We start from the raw sequence: 17337 nt of genomic DNA, 5'->3' as shown, positions 1-17337 counted from the left end.
GTCAGCGCTCCACCGTTTCGAAGAACACGAAGTCGGCGATGAGCCGGTCGCCGCCCTTGTTGGCTGCCAGCGCTTCGCGCAGCCGCAGCAGGAAGGCCGAGGCCAGCTCGAACGGTGGACGGTCGGTGGTTTCGTCGAAGGGCACGGGCGAGGCGAGGGCGCTGACCATCACGGTGCCGAAGGGCGGGCTCACGAGCCAGCTCGATGGGATGTCGCGGCCCAGTTCGATGGTTGCGCCTGCCGCCAGCCGCCGCGGCCGGTGCGTGCTCAGGTGCATCACGGCGCCGTCGGCGGTGTAGTAGTCGACCCAGAGATAGGCGTCATAGCTGGGACTGGTGACCTGCAGCAGCACGGTGTCGCCTTCGCGCAGCCGGCCGTCGCGTGCGGTCACGGTGCCGACGTGCAGGCCGTACTGGCTGCCGCGGTTGCGTGCCTGGTAGGGCTTGAGGATGGCCGCGACCTCGCAGTAGGGCCAGATGCGCAGCCGCAGGTCGAAGACGGCGGTGCGCCCGCCCGGCATGGCGCCGACCTCGCGCTGTACGCGCGTCTTGTCCTCCGGCAGCGAGACGAAGCCGCTGACCCGCAGCGCGCCATCCGCGCCGGTGGTGGCGGAGAGGTCGGAGCAGGCGTAGGTCTGCAGCCGCTGTTCGACACGCTGCGCCAGCGTCGGCGGCGCGATGCCCGGCCCGGCCAGCAGCCACCAGAGCAGCCAGGCGAGCGGCACCAGCAGCGTCAGCGCGCCGCCGCCGCGCAGCAGCGCCCGTTCGCGGCGCTCGGGATCGCGTGGCCCCGGCGGGTCCGGCGCGTCGTAGGGCTGCGGCGTGATGCGTTCGTGCGCGAGCGTGTCCAGCGCCGCGGGGCGCACCGGCAACTGCTGCGCATGCAGCGTCTTGAGCTTGCCGAGTTCGCCGCTGTCGCCGCTCTCGAAGTAATACTGGCCCTTGAAGCCGTGGACCAGCGCGTACCAGTAGACCTCGCGCACCTCGCCGTCGTCGGCTTGCAGCGCGGACAGGTGGTGGAAGAACTCGCTGTGCGCGTTGTTGGAGTTGAAGAGCTGGACCTGCAGCGGCGCGTTCCGCGCCGTGCAGGCCGGGTGCCGCGCGAGGATCTCGTCGATCCAGGCGACCATCGCGAACGAGGCCGATTCGATCTGGCGGGGCGAGGTGCCGGCGGCCGCGGCGGCGGTGCGGGCCTGGTCGAGCAGCGCGCGCGCACGTTGCTGGGCCGCCTGGCAGGAACCCGCCGCGCGGCCGGCCGTGATCGCGATGTCGAGTTCGAGGCCGAACGAGAACAGCGCGGAGAAACGATCGACGAGCCGAGCCATGCAGCGCCCGCGGCTATGCTGCTGCTGCGAGTGGAACCCTGCGTTTGCGCCGGCATCGATGGCACATGACCGTGTCCCCGTCCATTCCTGAGTGTGAAAAGATTCTTTCGTCCGCCGCACACCCACGCCATACCGCTTGGGAGCTATGTCGTTCGTGGAGCGATCGCGGCTTGCTGCGGGACGCGAACGCCGTTATCTTCGATGTCGCTGAGTTCATTCATCACGCTGGGGTAAGCCATGAAAATTCTGATCGCCGACGACCACCGGCTCGTCATCGAGGCGGTCAAAGCCAAGCTGTCCGAGCTCCAGGCTGGCATCGAGTTCGTCCTGGCGATGAGCGTCGACGAGCTGCTCGCCGGTGCCGCCGACGACATCGACCTGGCCGTGATCGACCTCAACATGCCGGGCGCCGAAGGCCAGGCCCATATCGACGAGATCCGCCGCCGTCATCCGGCGGTGCCGGTCATCGTGCTGTCGGGCTACGAAGACCCGGCCATCATGCGCAGCGCGCTGGAGCGCGGCGTGCTGGGCTTCATTCCCAAGGCCTATTCGCCGGAGGTGATGCTGTCGGCGGTGCGCCTGGTCCTGGCCGGCGGCGTGTACGTGCCGCCGATGATGCTGTCGGCGCTGCCGCCCGGTGTCGTGGCCGGCGTGCCGGGCGCGGCGGCCGAAGCCGCGCAGCGCGCCTCGGCGGCGGCCGCAGCACAGACGCTCGAGCACCTGCGCAATGTGCTCACCGAGCGGCAGGTCGAAGTGCTGCAGCTGCTGTCGCAAGGCAAGCCCAACAAGCTGATCGGTCGGGCGCTCGGCATCAGCGAAGGCACGGTCAAGATCCACCTGGCGGCGATCTTCCGTGCGCTCAACGTGCGCAACCGCACCGAGGCGGTGGTGGCCGCGCAGTCCTTGACCGAGGCCTGAGCGCTGCCCTAGCGTGCGACCAGGCGATAGAGCGCCAGCAGCACGATCGCACCGAAGACCGAGGCGATGAAGCCTGCAGTCCGGCCGGCCCGGTACCAGTGCATCGCATCGCCCACGTAAGTGGCGAGCAGCGAGCCGACGATGCCGATCACGACCGTCAGGACGAAGCCGATGGACTGGGTGCCGGGCATGACCGCGCGGGCGATGAGGCCGATGACGAAGCCGATCAGGATGGTCCAGAGGATGTGCATGTGAATTCCTTTCGTTGAAGTGAATCCTCCAGTCGGGGAGGCGCGCGATTGTCAGCGCGAAACGCAGCGTGAAATCCGGTGAATTCTCGCGGCGCTGCGAGGCGCCGATCCTGCGTCCCTGCATGCTGTCGGCTGGCGCCCGGATGCATGGGCAAGGCAAATAACCGCAACTAATTGACATTGCTTGACAAGTGGCAAGCGGGTCGAATTCGATTGCTCGCCACACTTTCCCATGTTCACCGTGAGGTGCCGACGAGTCGCCGGATGCTCACTGGGAAAGTAGGAAAAATGCGAGTTGCTGCACTTGACGACGACGTCGAGGAGCTTGATCTCATCAAGAGTACGTTGCGGGCCATCGGACATGATTGCCATGTCTTCACGGAGGGCGCCGCATTGCAGCGCGAACTGCGGCGCGAAACCTTCGACCTGCTGATCTTCGACTGGCATCTGCCGGACACCACCAGGCCGGAGATCGTGCAATGGGTGCGCAACCATCTGCAGGCCCGCATACCCATCCTGTTCGTGACCAATCGCCGCCAGGAGCGCGACCTCGTGGAGGGGCTGGCCGCCGGGGCGGACGACTTCATGATGAAGCCGATCCGCGTCGGCGAGCTCGCGGCGCGCGCCATCGGCAACCTGCTGGGCAATGCGCTCAAGTTCTCGCGCGAAGGCGCATGGATCACCTGCGCCGTCGAGGCCCTTGGCGTGGACTGGCCCGTGCGGGTGGAAGACGAAGGCCCGGGCATCGACGAAGCGCTGCAGGCGCAGTTGTTCGAGCCCTGCGTGCGCGGCCGTTCGGGCACGCAGGTCGATGGTGCGGGGCTCGGGCTGGCCTTCGTCCGGACCGTCGCGCAGCGCCACGGCGGCAAGGTGCTGCTGGACAGCGCACCGGGGCGCGGCAGCGCGTTCCGGCTGGTGCTGGCGCAGGCCCCGGATGCGCCGCCGCCGGAGCGCGGGCAGGGCGAAGCGCCGGCCTGAACGTGCAGCGTGCCTCGCCGGGGTCGCTATGCTCGTCGGCTTTGAATGCCTGGTCGGAGCCTGTCTTGTCCTTCTTTTCGAATTCCGCGGCGCCAGACCGCTTCGATGCCGCCATCGTCGACCTCGACGGCACGATGATCGACACTGTCGGCGACTTCGTGGCTGCGCTCAACCGCATGCTCGACGAGCTGGGCCTGCCTCACGTCGATGCGCCGGCCGTGAACGCCATGGTCGGCAAGGGCTCGGAACATCTGATCCATTCGGTGCTGCGGCACGTGGCCGCGCCGGGCACCGAGGCCGCCTTGTACCACCGTGCCCTTCAGCGCTATCTGCATCATTACCTCGATGTCAACGGCCGCCATTCGACGGTTTATGCGGGCGTGCCCGAGGGCCTTCAGGCCTTGCGCGCCCGCGGCCTGCGGCTGGCCTGCCTGACCAACAAGCCCACGGCCTTCGCGCGGCCGCTGCTGACGGCGAAAGGACTCGACGGCTTCTTCGATCGGGTGTTCGGCGGCGATGCCTTCGAGCGCAAGAAGCCCGACCCGCTGCCGCTGATCAAGACCTGCGAAGCGCTCGGCACCTCGCCTGCGCGAACGCTGATGATCGGGGATTCGAGCAACGACGCCCGCGCTGCGCGCGCCGCCGGCTGCGCCGTGATGCTGGTCAGCTACGGCTACAACCACGGCGAGCCCATCCGCGCCGTGGACGCCGATGGCTTCGTCGATTCGCTCGACGAGCTCGGCCCCCTGATCTGAAATGCCGCTGGGTGTGTGCGTCATTTCCCCAGCAATGCGTCCTTGAGCTTCCAGTCGGCAGGCACTGGGCCTAGCCAGATGCGCAGCAGTGCGTCAAAGAATTCGGGTTCCCGGATCGGCGCGCCCTGCGTCGCGCCCTTGATCGTGAGGATCGTGCCGGCGCCCGGAATCCAATCGATCACGAGGCTGTCGCCGGCTTTCAGTTCCTTCTGATCCGAGAAGATCTGGCCCATGCGCAACAGCCCGGGAACGAGCTGCGACATGCGACTGCGCGGCGAATTGTCTTCCACGCCGTGCGTGAAGAGCCGGCCGAGCACGTCGGCGTCGACGTCGTGCAGCATCGTGATTGCGAGTCGCTTGGGCCCCGCCATTGACAGCACTTCCTCGGTCGTCGTGGCCCGGGTGCTCAGATAGAGGCCGGCCGCGTAGACCTTGAAGACCGCCTTGTTGCGAACGCCCGCGCCGTTCAGCAACAGCGGGCGGCCGCCGAGCCGGATGGCCTCGTCGAACGGGACGCCGCCGGCTTCGATGGGCACGGCCGTGGCGCAGGCCGACGCGGCGGCGAGAACGGCGAGCGCGAGACCGCTCCGCCATGCAGCTTGATTCATGGTTCCCCCTGGTTGTCCTTGTTGTCGAAACGAACCGGCGAAATGTAGCCGTTTGTCCGAGCCCTGTCGCTCGGCTAAACTCGTCACTTCCATGTTCATTCATCACGTCATCCAGACAGGGCAAGACAGCCGGGGAGCCTGGCCCTGGCGTACGCCATCGTCGTTGCCTGTCTGATTGCACGGCGCACGCCGTGCGCCCGCGGCTCCGGTCCTGCCGACCTGGCCACACCCGAATGACACCGCCAGCGCCTTCCAAGCGTCCGCTGGCCGACGGAGACCCCACCCGTGATCACTGAACTCGAATTCAAAAGCCTCAGCGCGCAGGGCTACAACCGCATCCCGCTGATGGTCGAGGCCTTTGCCGACCTCGAAACCCCGCTCTCCCTCTACCTCAAGCTCGCCTACACCAAGGACAGCGGCCGCCACAGCTTCCTGCTCGAATCGGTGGTCGGCGGCGAACGCTTCGGCCGCTACAGCTTCATCGGCCTGCCGGCGCGCACGCTGCTGCGTGCGAGCGGCTTCGGCGCCGATGCGCGCACCGAGGTCGTGACCGAGGGCAAGGTCGTCGAGACGGCCCAGGGCAATCCGCTCGACTTCGTCGCCGCCTACCAGCAGCGCTTTAAGGTTGCACTGCGGCCCGGGCTGCCGCGCTTCTGCGGCGGCCTGGCCGGCTACTTCGGCTACGACACGGTGCGCCATATCGAGAAGAAGCTCGAAAAGAGCTGCCCGCCCGACACGCTCGGCTGTCCCGACATCCTGCTCTTGCAATGCGAGGAGCTGGCGGTCATCGACAACCTGTCGGGCAAGCTCTACCTGATCGTCTATGCCGACCCCGGCCAGCCCGAGGCCTATGCGAATGCCAAGCGCCGGCTGCGCGCGCTGCGCGACCAGCTCAGGTACTCGGTGAGCGCGCCGCAGGTGAAGCCGACGCAGGCGCACCCGGCCGAGCGCAGCTTCGCCAAGGCCGACTACCTCGCGGCGGTCGAGCGCGCCAAGGAACTGATCGCGGCCGGCGACTTCATGCAGGTGCAGGTGGGCCAGCGCATCAGCAAGCGCTACACCGAATCGCCGCTGTCGCTGTACCGGGCGCTGCGCTCGCTCAATCCCTCGCCCTACATGTACTACTACCACCTGGGCGATTTCCACGTCGTCGGCGCCTCGCCCGAGATCCTCGTGCGGCAGGAGCACACGGGGGAGAGCGAACAGAAGATCACCATCCGCCCGCTGGCCGGCACGCGCCCGCGCGGCGCCTCGCTCGAGCTCGACAAGGCGGCGGAACTGGAACTGCTCAACGACCCCAAGGAACGCGCCGAGCACGTGATGCTGATCGACCTCGCGCGCAACGACATCGGCCGCATCGCGAAAACCGGCAGCGTGAAGGTGACCGAGGCCTTCGCGGTCGAGCGCTACAGCCACGTGATGCACATCGTGAGCAACGTCGAAGGCACGCTGAAGGACGGCATGACCGCGATCGACGTGCTGAAGGCCACCTTCCCCGCGGGCACGCTGACCGGCGCACCCAAGGTGCATGCGATGGAACTGATCGACCAGTTGGAGCCGACCAAGCGCGGCCTCTACGGCGGCGCCTGCGGCTACATCAGCTACGCCGGCGACATGGACGTCGCGATCGCGATCCGCACCGGCATCGTGAAGGACCAGATGCTGCACGTGCAGGCTGCGGCCGGCGTGGTCGCCGACTCGGTGCCCGAGCTCGAATGGAAAGAGACCGAGGCCAAGGCGCGCGCCTTGCTGCGCGCAGCCGAACTGGTCGAAGAAGGACTCGAATGATGGCCGACGACAACCGCAACGACGACTTCTCGCACGAGATCATCGGTGCCGCCGTGGAGGTGCAGCGCGTGCTCGGCATCGGACTGCCCGAAGCGGTCTATGCCGCGGCGCTGGCGATCGAATTCTCCGAGCGCGAGATCGGCTTCGCGCGCGACGTGCCGGTGTCGGCCAGCTACAAGGGCCGCTCGCTCGGCGAGGTCTGCCGTGCCGGCTTCGTGGTCGAGCAATCGGTGGTCGTCGAGGTGAAGGCGGTCGATGCGCTCACCGATGGGCATCGGGCGCAGGCCCACGCGACGGTGCGCCTGTCGCAACTCAAGCTGGGTTTGCTCATCAACTTCAACGTGTTCCCCGTGGTGAAGGGCGTGCATCGGATCGGAGCCAAGCCATGAAACTCCTGATGATCGACAACTACGACAGCTTCACCTACAACCTGGTGCAGTACTTCGGCGAACTCGGGGCCGAGGTCGAGGTGCACCGCAATGACGAGATCACGCTCGACGGCCTGCGGGCACGCGTCGCCGCCGGCGTCGACCGGCTGGTGATTTCGCCGGGCCCTTGCTCGCCGGCCGAGGCCGGGGTGTCGGTGGCGGCGATCCGCGAGTTCGCGGGGAAGCTGCCGATCCTCGGCGTGTGCCTCGGCCACCAGGCGATCGGCGCGGCCTTCGGCGCCCGGATCGTGCGCGCGCAGCAGCTCATGCACGGCAAGACCAGCGAGATCACGACCACGCGCGAAGGCGTGTTCGCGGGCCTGCCGGAACGGTTCAGCGTCAATCGTTATCACTCGCTGTCGATCGAGCGCGACTCGTGCCCGGGTGAGCTCGCGATCACGGCGTGGACCGACGACGGCGAGATCATGGGCGTGCGCCACACGGGCTTCGCGCAGGCGGTGCGCATCGAGGGCGTGCAGTTCCATCCGGAATCCATCCTCACCGAGCACGGCCATGCCATGCTGCGCAACTTCCTGGAGTGATCCGAATGACGGCCTCATCCTCTTCGCCGACCGTGGTCGACCTGCGCAGCGACACCGTCACGCGGCCGACCGCCGCCATGCGTGCGGCCATGCTTGCGGCGCCGCTGGGCGACGACGTGTTCGCCGACGATCCGAGTGTGAACGCGCTGCAGGAAAAGATTGCCGGCATGCTGGGCTTCGAGGCTGCGCTGTTCGTGCCCACGGGCACCCAGAGCAACTTCTGCGCGATCCTCTCGCATTGCCAGCGCGGCGACGAGTACATCGTCGGGCAGATGGCGCACTGCTACCGCTGGGAGGGCGGCGGCGCGGCCGTGTTCGGCAGCGTGCAGCCGCAGCCGCTCGACCACCAGCCGGATGGCACGCTCGCGCTGGAGGCCATCGAGGCCGCCATCAAGCCCGACGACGCCCATTTCGCGCGCACCCGCCTGCTGGCGCTGGAGAACACGCTGGGCGGCAAGCTGCTGCCCTTCGACTATGTGGAACAGGCCACGCAGCTGGCCCGGCGCAGGGGGCTGGCACGGCATCTCGACGGCGCGCGGCTCTTCAACGCGGCGGTGGCGCAGGCGGCGCAGCGCGGCACTGACGCACGCACCGAAGCCCGGCGCATCGCCGGCTGCTTCGACAGCGTGTCGGTCTGCTTCAGCAAGGGCCTCGGCGCGCCGGTCGGGTCCGCCTTGTGCGGCTCGCGCGAATTCATCGCGCGGGCACACCGCATCCGCAAGATGGCCGGTGGCGGCATGCGGCAGTCGGGCATGCTGGCGGCGGCCGCTTCGCATGCGCTCGACCACCATATCGAGCGTCTTGCGCAGGACCATCTGCTCGCGCGCCGGCTGGCCGATGGCCTGGCCGGCCTGCCGGGGCTGCAGTTCGAGGCGCCGCAGACCAACCTGCTGTTCGTCGAGCTGACGGGCGAGGCGCGCTCGCGCTCGGCCGAGCTGGTGCCGCATCTGAAGCAGCAGGGCGTGCTCGCCACGGGCTTGTATCGTTTGCGCTTCGCGACGCATCTCGATGTCGACGCCGCCGGCATCGACCGCGCCATCGGCGCCATCCGGAGCTTCTTCCATGCCTGAACCCCATGCATTGCTGCTGTTCGTCGCAGCGGGGCTGCTGCTGAACCTGACGCCGGGCCCGGACGTGCTCTACATCGTGAGCCGCGCGCTGCGCGCAGGCACGCGCGCGGGCATCGTCGCGGGCTTCGGCATCACCGCCGGCTGCTTCGTGCACATCACCGCGGCGGCGGTCGGCGTGAGCGCGTTGATGGCGGCTTCCATGACGGCCTTCACCGTGCTCAAGTGGGGCGGCGCGGCCTACCTGCTCTGGGTCGGCGTGCGCATGCTGCTGTCGCGGCCACCCGTGGCGGATGTGCCCGATCCTGCTGCTGACGACGGCGTGCCGGCGCGCGTCGACATGAAGAGCGTGTTCCTGGGCGGCTTCTGGACCAATGCGCTCAATCCCAAGGTGGCACTGTTCTTTCTGGCCTTCGTGCCGCAGTTCATCGCCGCCGACGCGGCGAACAAGCCGCTCGCCTTCTTCCTGCTGGGCGTGCTGTTCAATTTCAATGCGATCTTCGTCAACATCGGCTGGGCCTCGCTGGCCGGCTGGATGGCGCGCCGCGTGGGCGCGGTACGGCGCGGCATGCACTGGCTGGAACGCTGTGCCGGCCTGATGTTCATCGGCTTCGGGCTCAAGCTCGCGTTTTCGGACAATCCTCTTGCAACGACTTCGACCCACTGAACCCAGGGAGACCTTCATCATGCCCATCACCCCCCAGGAAGCCCTGCAGCGCACGATCGAGCACCGCGAGGTGTTCCACGACGAGATGCTGCACATCGTGCGCCTCATCATGAGCGGCGAATGCTCGCCCGTGATGATGGCGGCGCTCATCACCGGCCTGCGCGTCAAGAAGGAAACCATCGGCGAGATCACGGCCGCCGCGCAGGTGATGCGCGAAGTCTCGACCAAGGTGCCGGTGGCCGACACCACCCACCTGGTCGATATCGTGGGCACAGGCGGCGACGGCTCGCACACCTTCAACATCTCGACTTGCGCGATGTTCGTCGCCGCCGCCGCCGGTGCCAAGGTCAGCAAGCACGGCGGGCGCAGCGTGAGCAGCAAGTCGGGCAGCGCCGACGTGCTCGAATCCCTCGGTATCAACATCAACCTGAAGCCCGAGCAGATCGCCCGATGCATCGCCGACGTCGGCATCGGCTTCATGTTCGCGCCCAACCATCATCCGGCGATGAAGAACGTCGCGCCGGTGCGCAAGGAGCTCGGCATCAAGACGATCTTCAACATCCTGGGCCCGCTGACCAATCCGGCCGGCGCGCCCAATATCCTGATGGGCGTGTTCCATCCGGACCTGGTCGGCATCCAGGTGCGTGCGCTGCAGCGCCTCGGCGCGGAGCACGCGCTGGTGGTGTACGGGCGCGACGGCATGGACGAGATTTCGCTTGGCGCCGCCACGATGGTCGGCGAGCTCAAGGGCGGCGAGGTGCGCGAATACGAACTGCATCCGGAGGACTTCGGCTTTGCGATGTCGAGCAACCGCGCGCTGCGCGTGGAAACGCCCGAACAATCGAAGGCCATGTTGCTGGGCGTGCTTGACAACCAGGCCGGTCCCGCGCGGGACATCGTGGTGCTCAATGCGGGCGCGGCGCTCTACGCAGCGGATCTGGCCGATTCGATCGCCGCCGGCGTGGCGCAAGCCAACGCCGCGCTGGCCTCGGGGGCGGCCAAGGCCAAGCTGGGCGAGTTGGTCCGGGCGACCTCGGCGGCCTAGGAGGAACTGCGAATGTCGGACATCCTCCAGAAGATCGTTGCCGTCAAGCGCGAAGAGATCGCGGCGGCGCGGAAGAGAAGCTCGCTCGAAGCGGTGCGCTTCGACGCCGAAAGCCGCGTGCTCACGCGCGATTTCACCGGTGCCCTGCGCGCGAAGATCGCCGCCGGTGCCGCCGCGGTGATCGCCGAAGTCAAGAAAGCCAGCCCGAGCAAGGGCGTGTTGCGCGAGGATTTCATCCCGGCGGACATCGCCCAGAGCTATGCCGAGGGCGATGGCAAGGTGAGTGCCGCCTGCCTGTCGGTGCTGACCGACCGGCAGTTCTTCCAGGGCAGCGTCGACTACCTCAAGCAGGCGCGCGCCTCCTGCGACCTGCCGGTGCTGCGCAAGGATTTCATCGTCGATGCCTACCAGGTCTACGAATCGCGCGCGATGGGCGCCGACGCGGTCCTGCTGATCGCGGCCTGCCTGGACGACGCGCAGATGCGCGACTTCGAGGCGATCGCCGCCGGGCTTGGCATGGCGGTGCTGGTCGAGGTGCACGACGGCGCCGAGCTCGATCGCGCGCTGAAGCTCAGGACGCCGCTGATCGGCATCAACAACCGCGACCTGCGCAGTTTCGAGGTCTCGGTGCAGACCACGATCGACCTGCTGGCGCGGGTGCCGGCCGATCGCCTGACGGTGACCGAATCGGGCATCACGACGCGCGACGACGTCGCGAAGCTGCGCGCGGCCGGTGTCCAGGCCTTCCTGGTCGGCGAGGCCTTCATGCGGGCCGACGAACCCGGCGAGGCGCTCGCTGCATTGTTCCAATGAGCGCCGGCAGGCCGCCCGAAGGAGGTCATCTGATGAATGCACCGACACAGCTGACGAGCAGCGATCCTGCCGACTGGCCGGTGGCGCCAGGCTGGAAGCCGCTGGTCGACGATTTCTTTGCCGGGGCGGCCGGCCAGCGGCTGCTGGGCTTTCTGCGTGAGCGGCTGGACCAGGGCGCCGTGATCTTCCCGCCGCAGCCGCTGCGGGCGCTGGAGCTGACGCCGCCCGAACAGGTGCGCGTCGTGATCCTGGGCCAGGACCCGTACCACGGTCGCGGGCAGGCCGAAGGGCTGGCGTTCTCGGTGGCGCCCGGCGTCGCGCTGCCGCCGTCGCTGCGCAACATCTTCAAGGAGTTGCAGCGCGACCTCGGCACGTCGCCGCCCCGGTTTCCGGACCCGGGCGGCAGCCTGGTGAAGTGGGCGACGCACGGCGTGCTGCTGCTGAACACCTGCCTGACGGTGGAGGAGGGCCAGCCGGCCAGCCACGCAGGACGCGGCTGGGAGGTGCTGACCGACGCGGTGATCCGGCACGTGGCGCAAGGGGAGCGGGCCGTTGTTTTCATGTTGTGGGGCTCGCATGCGCAGAGCAAGCGGGCGCTGATCGATGCCGGCCGCCACAAGGTCCTGACGGCGAACCATCCCTCGCCGCTCTCGGCCCTGCGGCCGCCGGTGCCCTTCATCGGTTGCGGGCATTTCGGGCAGGCGCGGGCCTGGCGCGAGCGCGGCTGAGCGCCCTGCGAAAATCCGGGGTGCTGTCATCGACCTGCCCACCCAACCGTGCTATATTCCGAGGTTCGCCGGAGAGGTGGCCGAGTGGTTAATGGCAGCAGACTGTAAATCTGCCCTCTTACGAGTACGCTGGTTCGAATCCAGCCCTCTCCACCAGCGATGAATGGATTTTGCTGAGCGCTTGAAGATCGTGCTTCGGTGTCCTTGGGTGCACCGCGACGCGGGAGTAGTTCAATGGTAGAACCCTAGCCTTCCAAGCTAATGACGCGGGTTCGATTCCCGTCTCCCGCTCCAGAAGTCCGTTCAACGCTAGGCGCAAGTTTGTTTTGCCCTTTTGGCTCAGTGGTAGAGCACTCCCTTGGTAAGGGAGAGGTCGCGGGTCCGATTCCCGCAAAGGGCACCAGTTTTGGGGTTGCAGCCGCCGGCTGCAACCCCATATCAGTGTGTTGATCTAGTTATTTTTCGGAGTCGAGAAAATGGCAAAAGGAAAATTCACCCGCACGAAGCCGCACGTGAACGTGGGCACGATCGGTCACGTTGACCATGGCAAGACGACGCTGACGGCGGCCATTGCGACCGTGCTGTCTGCCAAGTTCGGCGGCGAAGCCAAGGCCTACGACCAGATCGACGCGGCGCCCGAAGAAAAGGCGCGCGGCATCACCATCAACACCGCCCACGTCGAATACGAAACGGCCAACCGCCACTACGCGCACGTCGACTGCCCGGGCCACGCCGACTACGTCAAGAACATGATCACCGGTGCCGCCCAGATGGACGGCGCCATCCTGGTGTGCTCGGCCGCCGACGGCCCCATGCCCCAGACCCGCGAGCACATCCTGCTGGCGCGCCAGGTCGGTGTCGGCTACATCATCGTCTTCCTGAACAAGTGCGACATGGTCGACGACGCCGAACTGCTCGAGCTCGTCGAAATGGAAGTGCGCGAGCTGCTCGACAAGTACGAATTCCCCGGCGACGACACCCCCATCATCCACGGCTCGGCCAAGCTCGCCCTCGAAGGCGACAAGGGCAAGCTCGGTGAAGAAGCCATCATGAAGCTGGCCGACGCCCTCGACAGCTACATCCCCACGCCCGAGCGCGCGGTCGACGGCACCTTCCTGATGCCCGTCGAAGACGTCTTCTCCATCTCCGGGCGCGGCACCGTGGTGACTGGCGCCGTCGAGCGCGGCGTCATCAAGGTCGGCGAGGAAATCGAGATCGTGGGCATCCGCCCGACCGTCAAGACCACCTGCACCGGCGTCGAGATGTTCCGCAAGCTCCTGGACCAGGGCCAGGCGGGCGACAACGTGGGCGTGCTGCTGCGCGGCACCAAGCGCGAAGAAGTCGAGCGCGGCCAGGTGCTGTGCAAGCCCGGCTCCATCAAGCCGCACACCCACTTCACCGCCGAGGTGTACGTGCTGAGCAAGGACGAAGGCGGCCGCCACACGCCCTTCTTCAACAACTACCGCCCGCAGTTCTACTTCCGCACGACCGACGTGACCGGCGCCATCGAGCTGCCCAAGGACAAGGAAATGGTCATGCCCGGGGACAACGTGAGCATCACGGTCAAGCTGATCAACCCGATCGCCATGGAAGAAGGCCTGCGCTTCGCGATCCGCGAAGGCGGACGCACCGTGGGCTCGGGCGTGGTGGCGAAGATCCTCGACATTTAAAGCAGGGATTTCGAAGGGGTATAGCTCAATTGGCAGAGCGTCGGTCTCCAAAACCGAAGGTTGTAGGTTCGATTCCTACTGCCCCTGCCACCTGAGGGTGGTGCTCCCCGAAAAGCCCGTCATAGCCTGACGGGCTTCGGCGTCTCAGGAAGACGTGATGAATTGAAGGCCGCAAGGCCGCAGGATTAAAGCCCCAAGATGGCCACTTCTCAAATCGAAACCGTGAGCACGAGCGCAGACAAAGCCAAGCTGGCGGCGGCTGTCGTGCTTGCGGTGGGCGCCATCGTGGCGTTCTATCTGCTCTCTCGTCAAGGCGAGATCGTGCAGTGGGCCGCCTTGCTGGTCGGCCTCGCTGCCGCGATCGGCGCGTTCGCGAGTTCGGAGAGCGGACGCCAACTGTGGGCCTTCGGCCGTGATTCGTGGCGCGAGGTTCGCAAGGTCGTGTGGCCTTCGCGCAAGGAAGCGATCCAGATGACGGCTTATGTGTTCGCCTTTGTCGCGATCATGTCCATCTTCCTCTGGCTCACCGACAAGACGCTCGAATGGGTGTTCTTTGACCTCATTCTGGGCTGGAGAAAATAATGACTGACGAAGCCGTCGAAGCCGCGCAGGACATCCATCCTCTGCTGGTCCCCGCGTCCAATCCGGATCTGCGCTGGTACGTGGTGCACGCGTATTCCGGCATGGAGAAGGCCGTCGAGCGCAACATCCTCGAGCGCATCAATCGCGCCGGCATGCAAGCCAAGTTCGGCCGCATCCTGGTGCCGACCGAAGAAGTGGTCGAGATCAAGAACGGCCAGAAGCGCACGACCGAGCGGCGTTTCTTCCCGGGCTACGTGCTGGTCGAGATGATCATGGACGACGAGAGCTGGCATCTGGTGAAGCACACCAACAAGGTGACCGGCTTCGTCGGCGGCGCCAAGAACCGGCCGGCCCCGATCTCGCAGAAAGAGGTCGAGGACATCGTCGGCCAGATGCAGCAGGGCACCGCGAAGCCGCGCCACAAGGTCGAGTTCATCGTCGGCGAATTCGTGCGCGTCAAGGAAGGCCCGTTCACCGACTTCAACGGCACGGTCGAGGAAGTCAACTATGAGAAGAGCAAGGTGCGCGTGTCGGTCATGATTTTCGGCCGCGCGACGCCTGTCGAACTCGAATTCAGTCAGGTCGAGAAGACCTGAGGCAGTTTCGGTCCAGCGCTACCCGACTCGGCGCCGGACTTCGTTTCAAGAGTCGTCAACCTCGGGGAGCTGCGGCTGAACAAGCCAAGGCGTCATCACCCGCAAGGAGAAAAGCATGGCGAAAAAAATCGTCGGCTTCATCAAGCTGCAAGTACCAGCTGGTAAAGCCAATCCGTCGCCGCCGATCGGTCCCGCACTGGGCCAGCGCGGTTTGAACATCATGGAATTCTGCAAGGCGTTCAACGCGCAGACCCAAGGCGTCGAGCCGGGCCTGCCGCTGCCGGTGGTCATCACCGCGTTCGCCGACAAGAGCTTCACCTTCATCATCAAGACGCCGCCGGCGATCACCTTGATCAAGAAGGCGATCAAGCTCGAGAAGGGCTCCGCCCGTCCGCACACCGACAAGGTCGGCAAGATCACGCGCGCACAGCTCGAAGAAATCGCCAAGGCCAAGATGAAGGACCTGACCGCTGCCGACCTGGACGCCGCGGTTCGCACCATCGCCGGCTCTGCCCGTTCGATGGGCGTGAATGTGGAGGGCGTGTAAATGGCCAAGACCACCAAGAAGCAAAAGACGCTTGCCGGCAAAGTCGACAGCAACAAGCTGTACCCGCTGGCCGACGCCATCGGCATCGTCAAGGAAGCCGCCACCGCGAAGTTCGATGAGTCGATCGACGTGGCCGTGCAGCTCGGCATCGACGCCAAGAAGTCCGACCAGGTGGTGCGTGGCGCCGTCGTGATGCCCAACGGCACCGGCAAGACCAAGCGCGTCGCCGTGTTCGCCCAGGGCGCCAAGGCCGAGGAAGCCAAGGCCGCCGGCGCCGACATCGTCGGCATGGACGACCTGGCCGCGATGGTCAAGGCGGGCGACATGCCCTTCGACGTCGTGATCGCCGCGCCGGACGCGATGCGCGTGGTCGGCACGCTGGGCCAGATCCTCGGCCCGCGCGGCCTGATGCCGAATCCGAAGGTCGGCACGGTCACGCCGGACGTTGCCACGGCAGTCAAGAACGCCAAGGCCGGCCAGGTGCAGTTCCGCGTCGACAAGGCCGGCATCGTGCACGGCACGATCGGCCGCCGTTCGTTCGACACCGACAAGCTGCAGGGCAACCTCGCCGCGCTGATCGAGGCGCTGGTCAAGGCCAAGCCTGCGACCAGCAAGGGCGTGTATCTGCGCAAGGTGGCCGTGTCGTCGACCATGGGTCTGGGTGTCCGCGTGGACACGCAAACCATCTCGGCGAGCTGAGAGAGATTTGCCTTGCCTTTGACGGGGTGGGGCGATGTGGTGGGTCGCAGCGGTTTCGGCTGCTGCGGGCCATCCAAGACCGCTGGTGTGCAGGGCAAGCCTGCACTTAATCGCCGCACCGGGTGCGGCGGCCAGCGCAGATGGCGATCCCACTGCAAGGAATTTTGTTTCCGAAACAGTTGGTCGCTGCGTAAAGCGCGTCGCGAGGCTCCGGCCGAACGATGCATTGAAAAGGAGTAGACCTTGAGTCTGAATCGCAGTGAGAAAGAAGCGGTCATCAGTGATGTGACCAACCTCGCCGCAAAAGCTCAAACGCTCGTGATGGCGGAATACCGTGGCATCACGGTGGCCGATATGACCAAACTGCGCAACGAAGCGCGCAGCAAGGGCGTGACGCTCAGCGTGTTCAAGAACACGCTGGCACGCCGTGCTGTCGCAGGGAGCGCGTTTGAGATCGTCGGCGACCAGATGACCGGTCCGCTGATCTACGGCTTTTCCGAAGACGCTGTGGCTGCCGCGAAGGTGGTGGCCGATTTCGCGAAGACCAACGACAAGTTGGTGATTCGCGGCGGTGCGTTCGGCGGCAAGGCCCTGGACGTGAACGGCGTGAAGCAACTGGCCAGCATTCCTTCGAAGGAAGTGCTGCTGGCGCAATTGCTGGGCTTGTTGCAATCCCCGATCTCGCGCACGGCCCGTGTCCTGGCTGCGCTGGCGGAGAAGCGCGGCGGCGGCGAAGCACAGGCCGAAGCACCGGCCGAGGCGCAGCCCGCCTGAGGCCGGCTTGCGTTTGGAAAATTCAACCCATTGTTAGGAAGCAAAAATGGCATTCGATAAAGACGCATTTCTGACCGCGCTCGACAGCATGACGGTCCTGGAACTCAACGACCTGGTGAAAGCCATCGAAGAGAAGTTCGGCGTGAGCGCCGCAGCGATGTCGGCTCCCGCCGCTGCCGGTGGCGCTGCCGCCGCCGTGGCCGAAGAGCAGACCGAGTTCAACGTCATGCTGATGGAAGCGGGCGCGAACAAGGTGTCGGCGATCAAGGCCGTGCGCGAAATCACCGGCCTGGGCCTCAAGGAAGCCAAGGACCTGGTGGAAGCCGCGCCGAAGGCCGTCAAGGAAGGCCTGTCGAAGGCAGACGCCGAAGCCGCCAAGAAGAAGCTGGAAGATGCCGGCGCCAAGGTGGAACTGAAGTAATTCGATCCCCCTCGAGGGCTGGAGTGTGCCGAAAGGCCCTCCAGCCTTTGCCGCTTTCAGAGCGCACCCAAAAACCGCCCCCGCAAGACGGTTTTTGAGTGTCTTCTGACCCCGACTGCAGAAGATCCCTTGGTTC

21 protein-coding genes and 4 tRNA genes are annotated in these 17337 nt (G+C 66.3%); 22 read left to right on the top strand and 3 right to left on the bottom strand.

Translation table 11 applies throughout. The features are described from left to right. Nucleotide 1: 1 nt before the first annotated feature. Nucleotides 2-1324 carry a DotU family type IV/VI secretion system protein gene (locus WDLP6_RS24695; protein ID WP_162594477.1) on the bottom strand — a complete coding sequence of 441 codons (1323 nt, stop codon included), beginning with the start codon at nucleotides 1322-1324 and terminating at the stop codon, nucleotides 2-4. 237 nt (nucleotides 1325-1561) lie between these two features. Between WDLP6_RS24695 and WDLP6_RS24690 the strand changes: the two genes are divergently transcribed. Beyond that, entirely contained in the window at nucleotides 1562-2242 is a 681-nt protein-coding gene (locus WDLP6_RS24690; protein ID WP_162569776.1) for a response regulator transcription factor, read from the top strand. Between the two features lie 8 nt (nucleotides 2243-2250). Here the strand turns inward: WDLP6_RS24690 and WDLP6_RS24685 are convergent, their stop codons facing one another. Further along, nucleotides 2251-2493, bottom strand: coding sequence for a GlsB/YeaQ/YmgE family stress response membrane protein (locus WDLP6_RS24685; RefSeq protein WP_162594476.1), 243 nt, complete (start codon nucleotides 2491-2493; stop codon nucleotides 2251-2253). 288 nt (nucleotides 2494-2781) lie between these two features. On the opposite strand from WDLP6_RS24685, the gene WDLP6_RS24680 reads away from it, so the two are divergent. Beyond that, nucleotides 2782-3471 (top strand): hybrid sensor histidine kinase/response regulator, encoded by a 690-nt coding sequence (locus tag WDLP6_RS24680; protein WP_162594475.1) that lies wholly within the window; start codon nucleotides 2782-2784, stop codon nucleotides 3469-3471. A gap of 65 nt (nucleotides 3472-3536) precedes the next feature. Further along, a complete protein-coding gene (locus WDLP6_RS24675) occupies nucleotides 3537-4226 on the top strand; it encodes a phosphoglycolate phosphatase (RefSeq protein ID WP_269475588.1) in 690 nt (229 codons plus the stop codon). A gap of 20 nt (nucleotides 4227-4246) precedes the next feature. Here WDLP6_RS24675 and WDLP6_RS24670 read toward each other — a convergent pair whose 3' ends face one another. Next, nucleotides 4247-4834, bottom strand: coding sequence for a chalcone isomerase family protein (locus WDLP6_RS24670; protein WP_162595245.1), 588 nt, complete (start codon nucleotides 4832-4834; stop codon nucleotides 4247-4249). 285 nt (nucleotides 4835-5119) lie between these two features. Between WDLP6_RS24670 and trpE the strand changes: the two genes are divergently transcribed. The 19 genes from trpE to rplL all read left to right on the top strand — a co-directional run bounded on the left by trpE (nucleotide 5120) and on the right by rplL (nucleotide 17201). Further along, nucleotides 5120-6622 carry an anthranilate synthase component I gene (trpE, locus tag WDLP6_RS24665; protein WP_162594474.1) on the top strand — a complete coding sequence of 501 codons (1503 nt, stop codon included), beginning with the start codon at nucleotides 5120-5122 and terminating at the stop codon, nucleotides 6620-6622. Then, nucleotides 6622-7011, top strand: coding sequence for a GxxExxY protein (locus WDLP6_RS24660; protein WP_232077293.1), 390 nt, complete (start codon nucleotides 6622-6624; stop codon nucleotides 7009-7011). Before trpE ends, WDLP6_RS24660 begins: the two co-directional genes overlap by 1 nt. Next, a complete protein-coding gene (locus WDLP6_RS24655) occupies nucleotides 7008-7592 on the top strand; it encodes an anthranilate synthase component II (RefSeq protein ID WP_162594473.1) in 585 nt (194 codons plus the stop codon). Before WDLP6_RS24660 ends, WDLP6_RS24655 begins: the two co-directional genes overlap by 4 nt. Before the next feature lie 5 nt (nucleotides 7593-7597). Beyond that, nucleotides 7598-8662: a low-specificity L-threonine aldolase gene (ltaE, locus tag WDLP6_RS24650; RefSeq protein ID WP_162594472.1), complete on the top strand. Its 1065-nt coding sequence runs from the start codon at nucleotides 7598-7600 to the stop codon at nucleotides 8660-8662. Then, nucleotides 8655-9326, top strand: a complete 672-nt coding sequence (locus WDLP6_RS24645) for a LysE family translocator (RefSeq protein ID WP_162569767.1) — start codon at nucleotides 8655-8657, stop codon at nucleotides 9324-9326. Before ltaE ends, WDLP6_RS24645 begins: the two co-directional genes overlap by 8 nt. 19 nt (nucleotides 9327-9345) lie before the next feature. Next, the gene (trpD, locus tag WDLP6_RS24640; RefSeq protein WP_162594471.1) at nucleotides 9346-10371 is read left to right on the top strand and encodes an anthranilate phosphoribosyltransferase; all 1026 of its coding nucleotides are present in this window, start codon (nucleotides 9346-9348) and stop codon (nucleotides 10369-10371) included. A 12-nt stretch (nucleotides 10372-10383) separates the two neighbouring features. Beyond that, nucleotides 10384-11184, top strand: a complete 801-nt coding sequence (gene trpC, locus WDLP6_RS24635) for an indole-3-glycerol phosphate synthase TrpC (protein WP_162594470.1) — start codon at nucleotides 10384-10386, stop codon at nucleotides 11182-11184. A 32-nt stretch (nucleotides 11185-11216) separates the two neighbouring features. Then, nucleotides 11217-11912 carry a uracil-DNA glycosylase gene (locus WDLP6_RS24630; protein WP_162594469.1) on the top strand — a complete coding sequence of 232 codons (696 nt, stop codon included), beginning with the start codon at nucleotides 11217-11219 and terminating at the stop codon, nucleotides 11910-11912. Nucleotides 11913-11982: 70 nt separating this feature from the next. Next, nucleotides 11983-12068, top strand: a tRNA-Tyr gene (locus WDLP6_RS24625). A 64-nt stretch (nucleotides 12069-12132) separates the two neighbouring features. After that, nucleotides 12133-12206: transfer RNA gene (locus WDLP6_RS24620), tRNA-Gly, on the top strand. Nucleotides 12207-12240: 34 nt separating this feature from the next. After that, nucleotides 12241-12315: transfer RNA gene (locus tag WDLP6_RS24615), tRNA-Thr, on the top strand. A 73-nt stretch (nucleotides 12316-12388) separates the two neighbouring features. Further along, nucleotides 12389-13582, top strand: coding sequence for an elongation factor Tu (gene tuf, locus WDLP6_RS24610; RefSeq protein WP_162565439.1), 1194 nt, complete (start codon nucleotides 12389-12391; stop codon nucleotides 13580-13582). Nucleotides 13583-13596: 14 nt separating this feature from the next. After that, nucleotides 13597-13672, top strand: a tRNA-Trp gene (locus tag WDLP6_RS24605). Between the two features lie 108 nt (nucleotides 13673-13780). After that, nucleotides 13781-14164 (top strand): preprotein translocase subunit SecE, encoded by a 384-nt coding sequence (gene secE, locus WDLP6_RS24600; RefSeq protein WP_162569763.1) that lies wholly within the window; start codon nucleotides 13781-13783, stop codon nucleotides 14162-14164. Further along, nucleotides 14164-14760 carry a transcription termination/antitermination protein NusG gene (gene nusG / locus WDLP6_RS24595; RefSeq protein ID WP_162594468.1) on the top strand — a complete coding sequence of 199 codons (597 nt, stop codon included), beginning with the start codon at nucleotides 14164-14166 and terminating at the stop codon, nucleotides 14758-14760. The genes secE and nusG overlap by 1 nt, the downstream gene beginning before the upstream one ends. A 115-nt stretch (nucleotides 14761-14875) precedes the next feature. Then, on the top strand, nucleotides 14876-15307 hold the full coding sequence (gene rplK / locus WDLP6_RS24590; RefSeq protein WP_007831051.1) for a 50S ribosomal protein L11: 432 nt from the start codon (nucleotides 14876-14878) through the stop codon (nucleotides 15305-15307). Next, entirely contained in the window at nucleotides 15308-16006 is a 699-nt protein-coding gene (gene rplA, locus WDLP6_RS24585) for a 50S ribosomal protein L1 (protein ID WP_162569761.1), read from the top strand. A gap of 243 nt (nucleotides 16007-16249) precedes the next feature. Further along, the gene (rplJ, locus tag WDLP6_RS24580; protein ID WP_162569760.1) at nucleotides 16250-16780 is read left to right on the top strand and encodes a 50S ribosomal protein L10; all 531 of its coding nucleotides are present in this window, start codon (nucleotides 16250-16252) and stop codon (nucleotides 16778-16780) included. 46 nt (nucleotides 16781-16826) lie between these two features. Next, nucleotides 16827-17201 carry a 50S ribosomal protein L7/L12 gene (rplL, locus tag WDLP6_RS24575; protein WP_162569759.1) on the top strand — a complete coding sequence of 125 codons (375 nt, stop codon included), beginning with the start codon at nucleotides 16827-16829 and terminating at the stop codon, nucleotides 17199-17201. Nucleotides 17202-17337: the final 136 nt, after the last annotated feature.

Source organism: Variovorax sp. PBL-E5, from assembly GCF_901827185.1.
In the GTDB taxonomy this organism is placed as follows: domain Bacteria; phylum Pseudomonadota; class Gammaproteobacteria; order Burkholderiales; family Burkholderiaceae_C; genus Variovorax.
The sequence above is the reverse complement of the archived record's forward strand: the minus strand, read 5'-3'. Positions and strand labels throughout refer to the sequence as shown.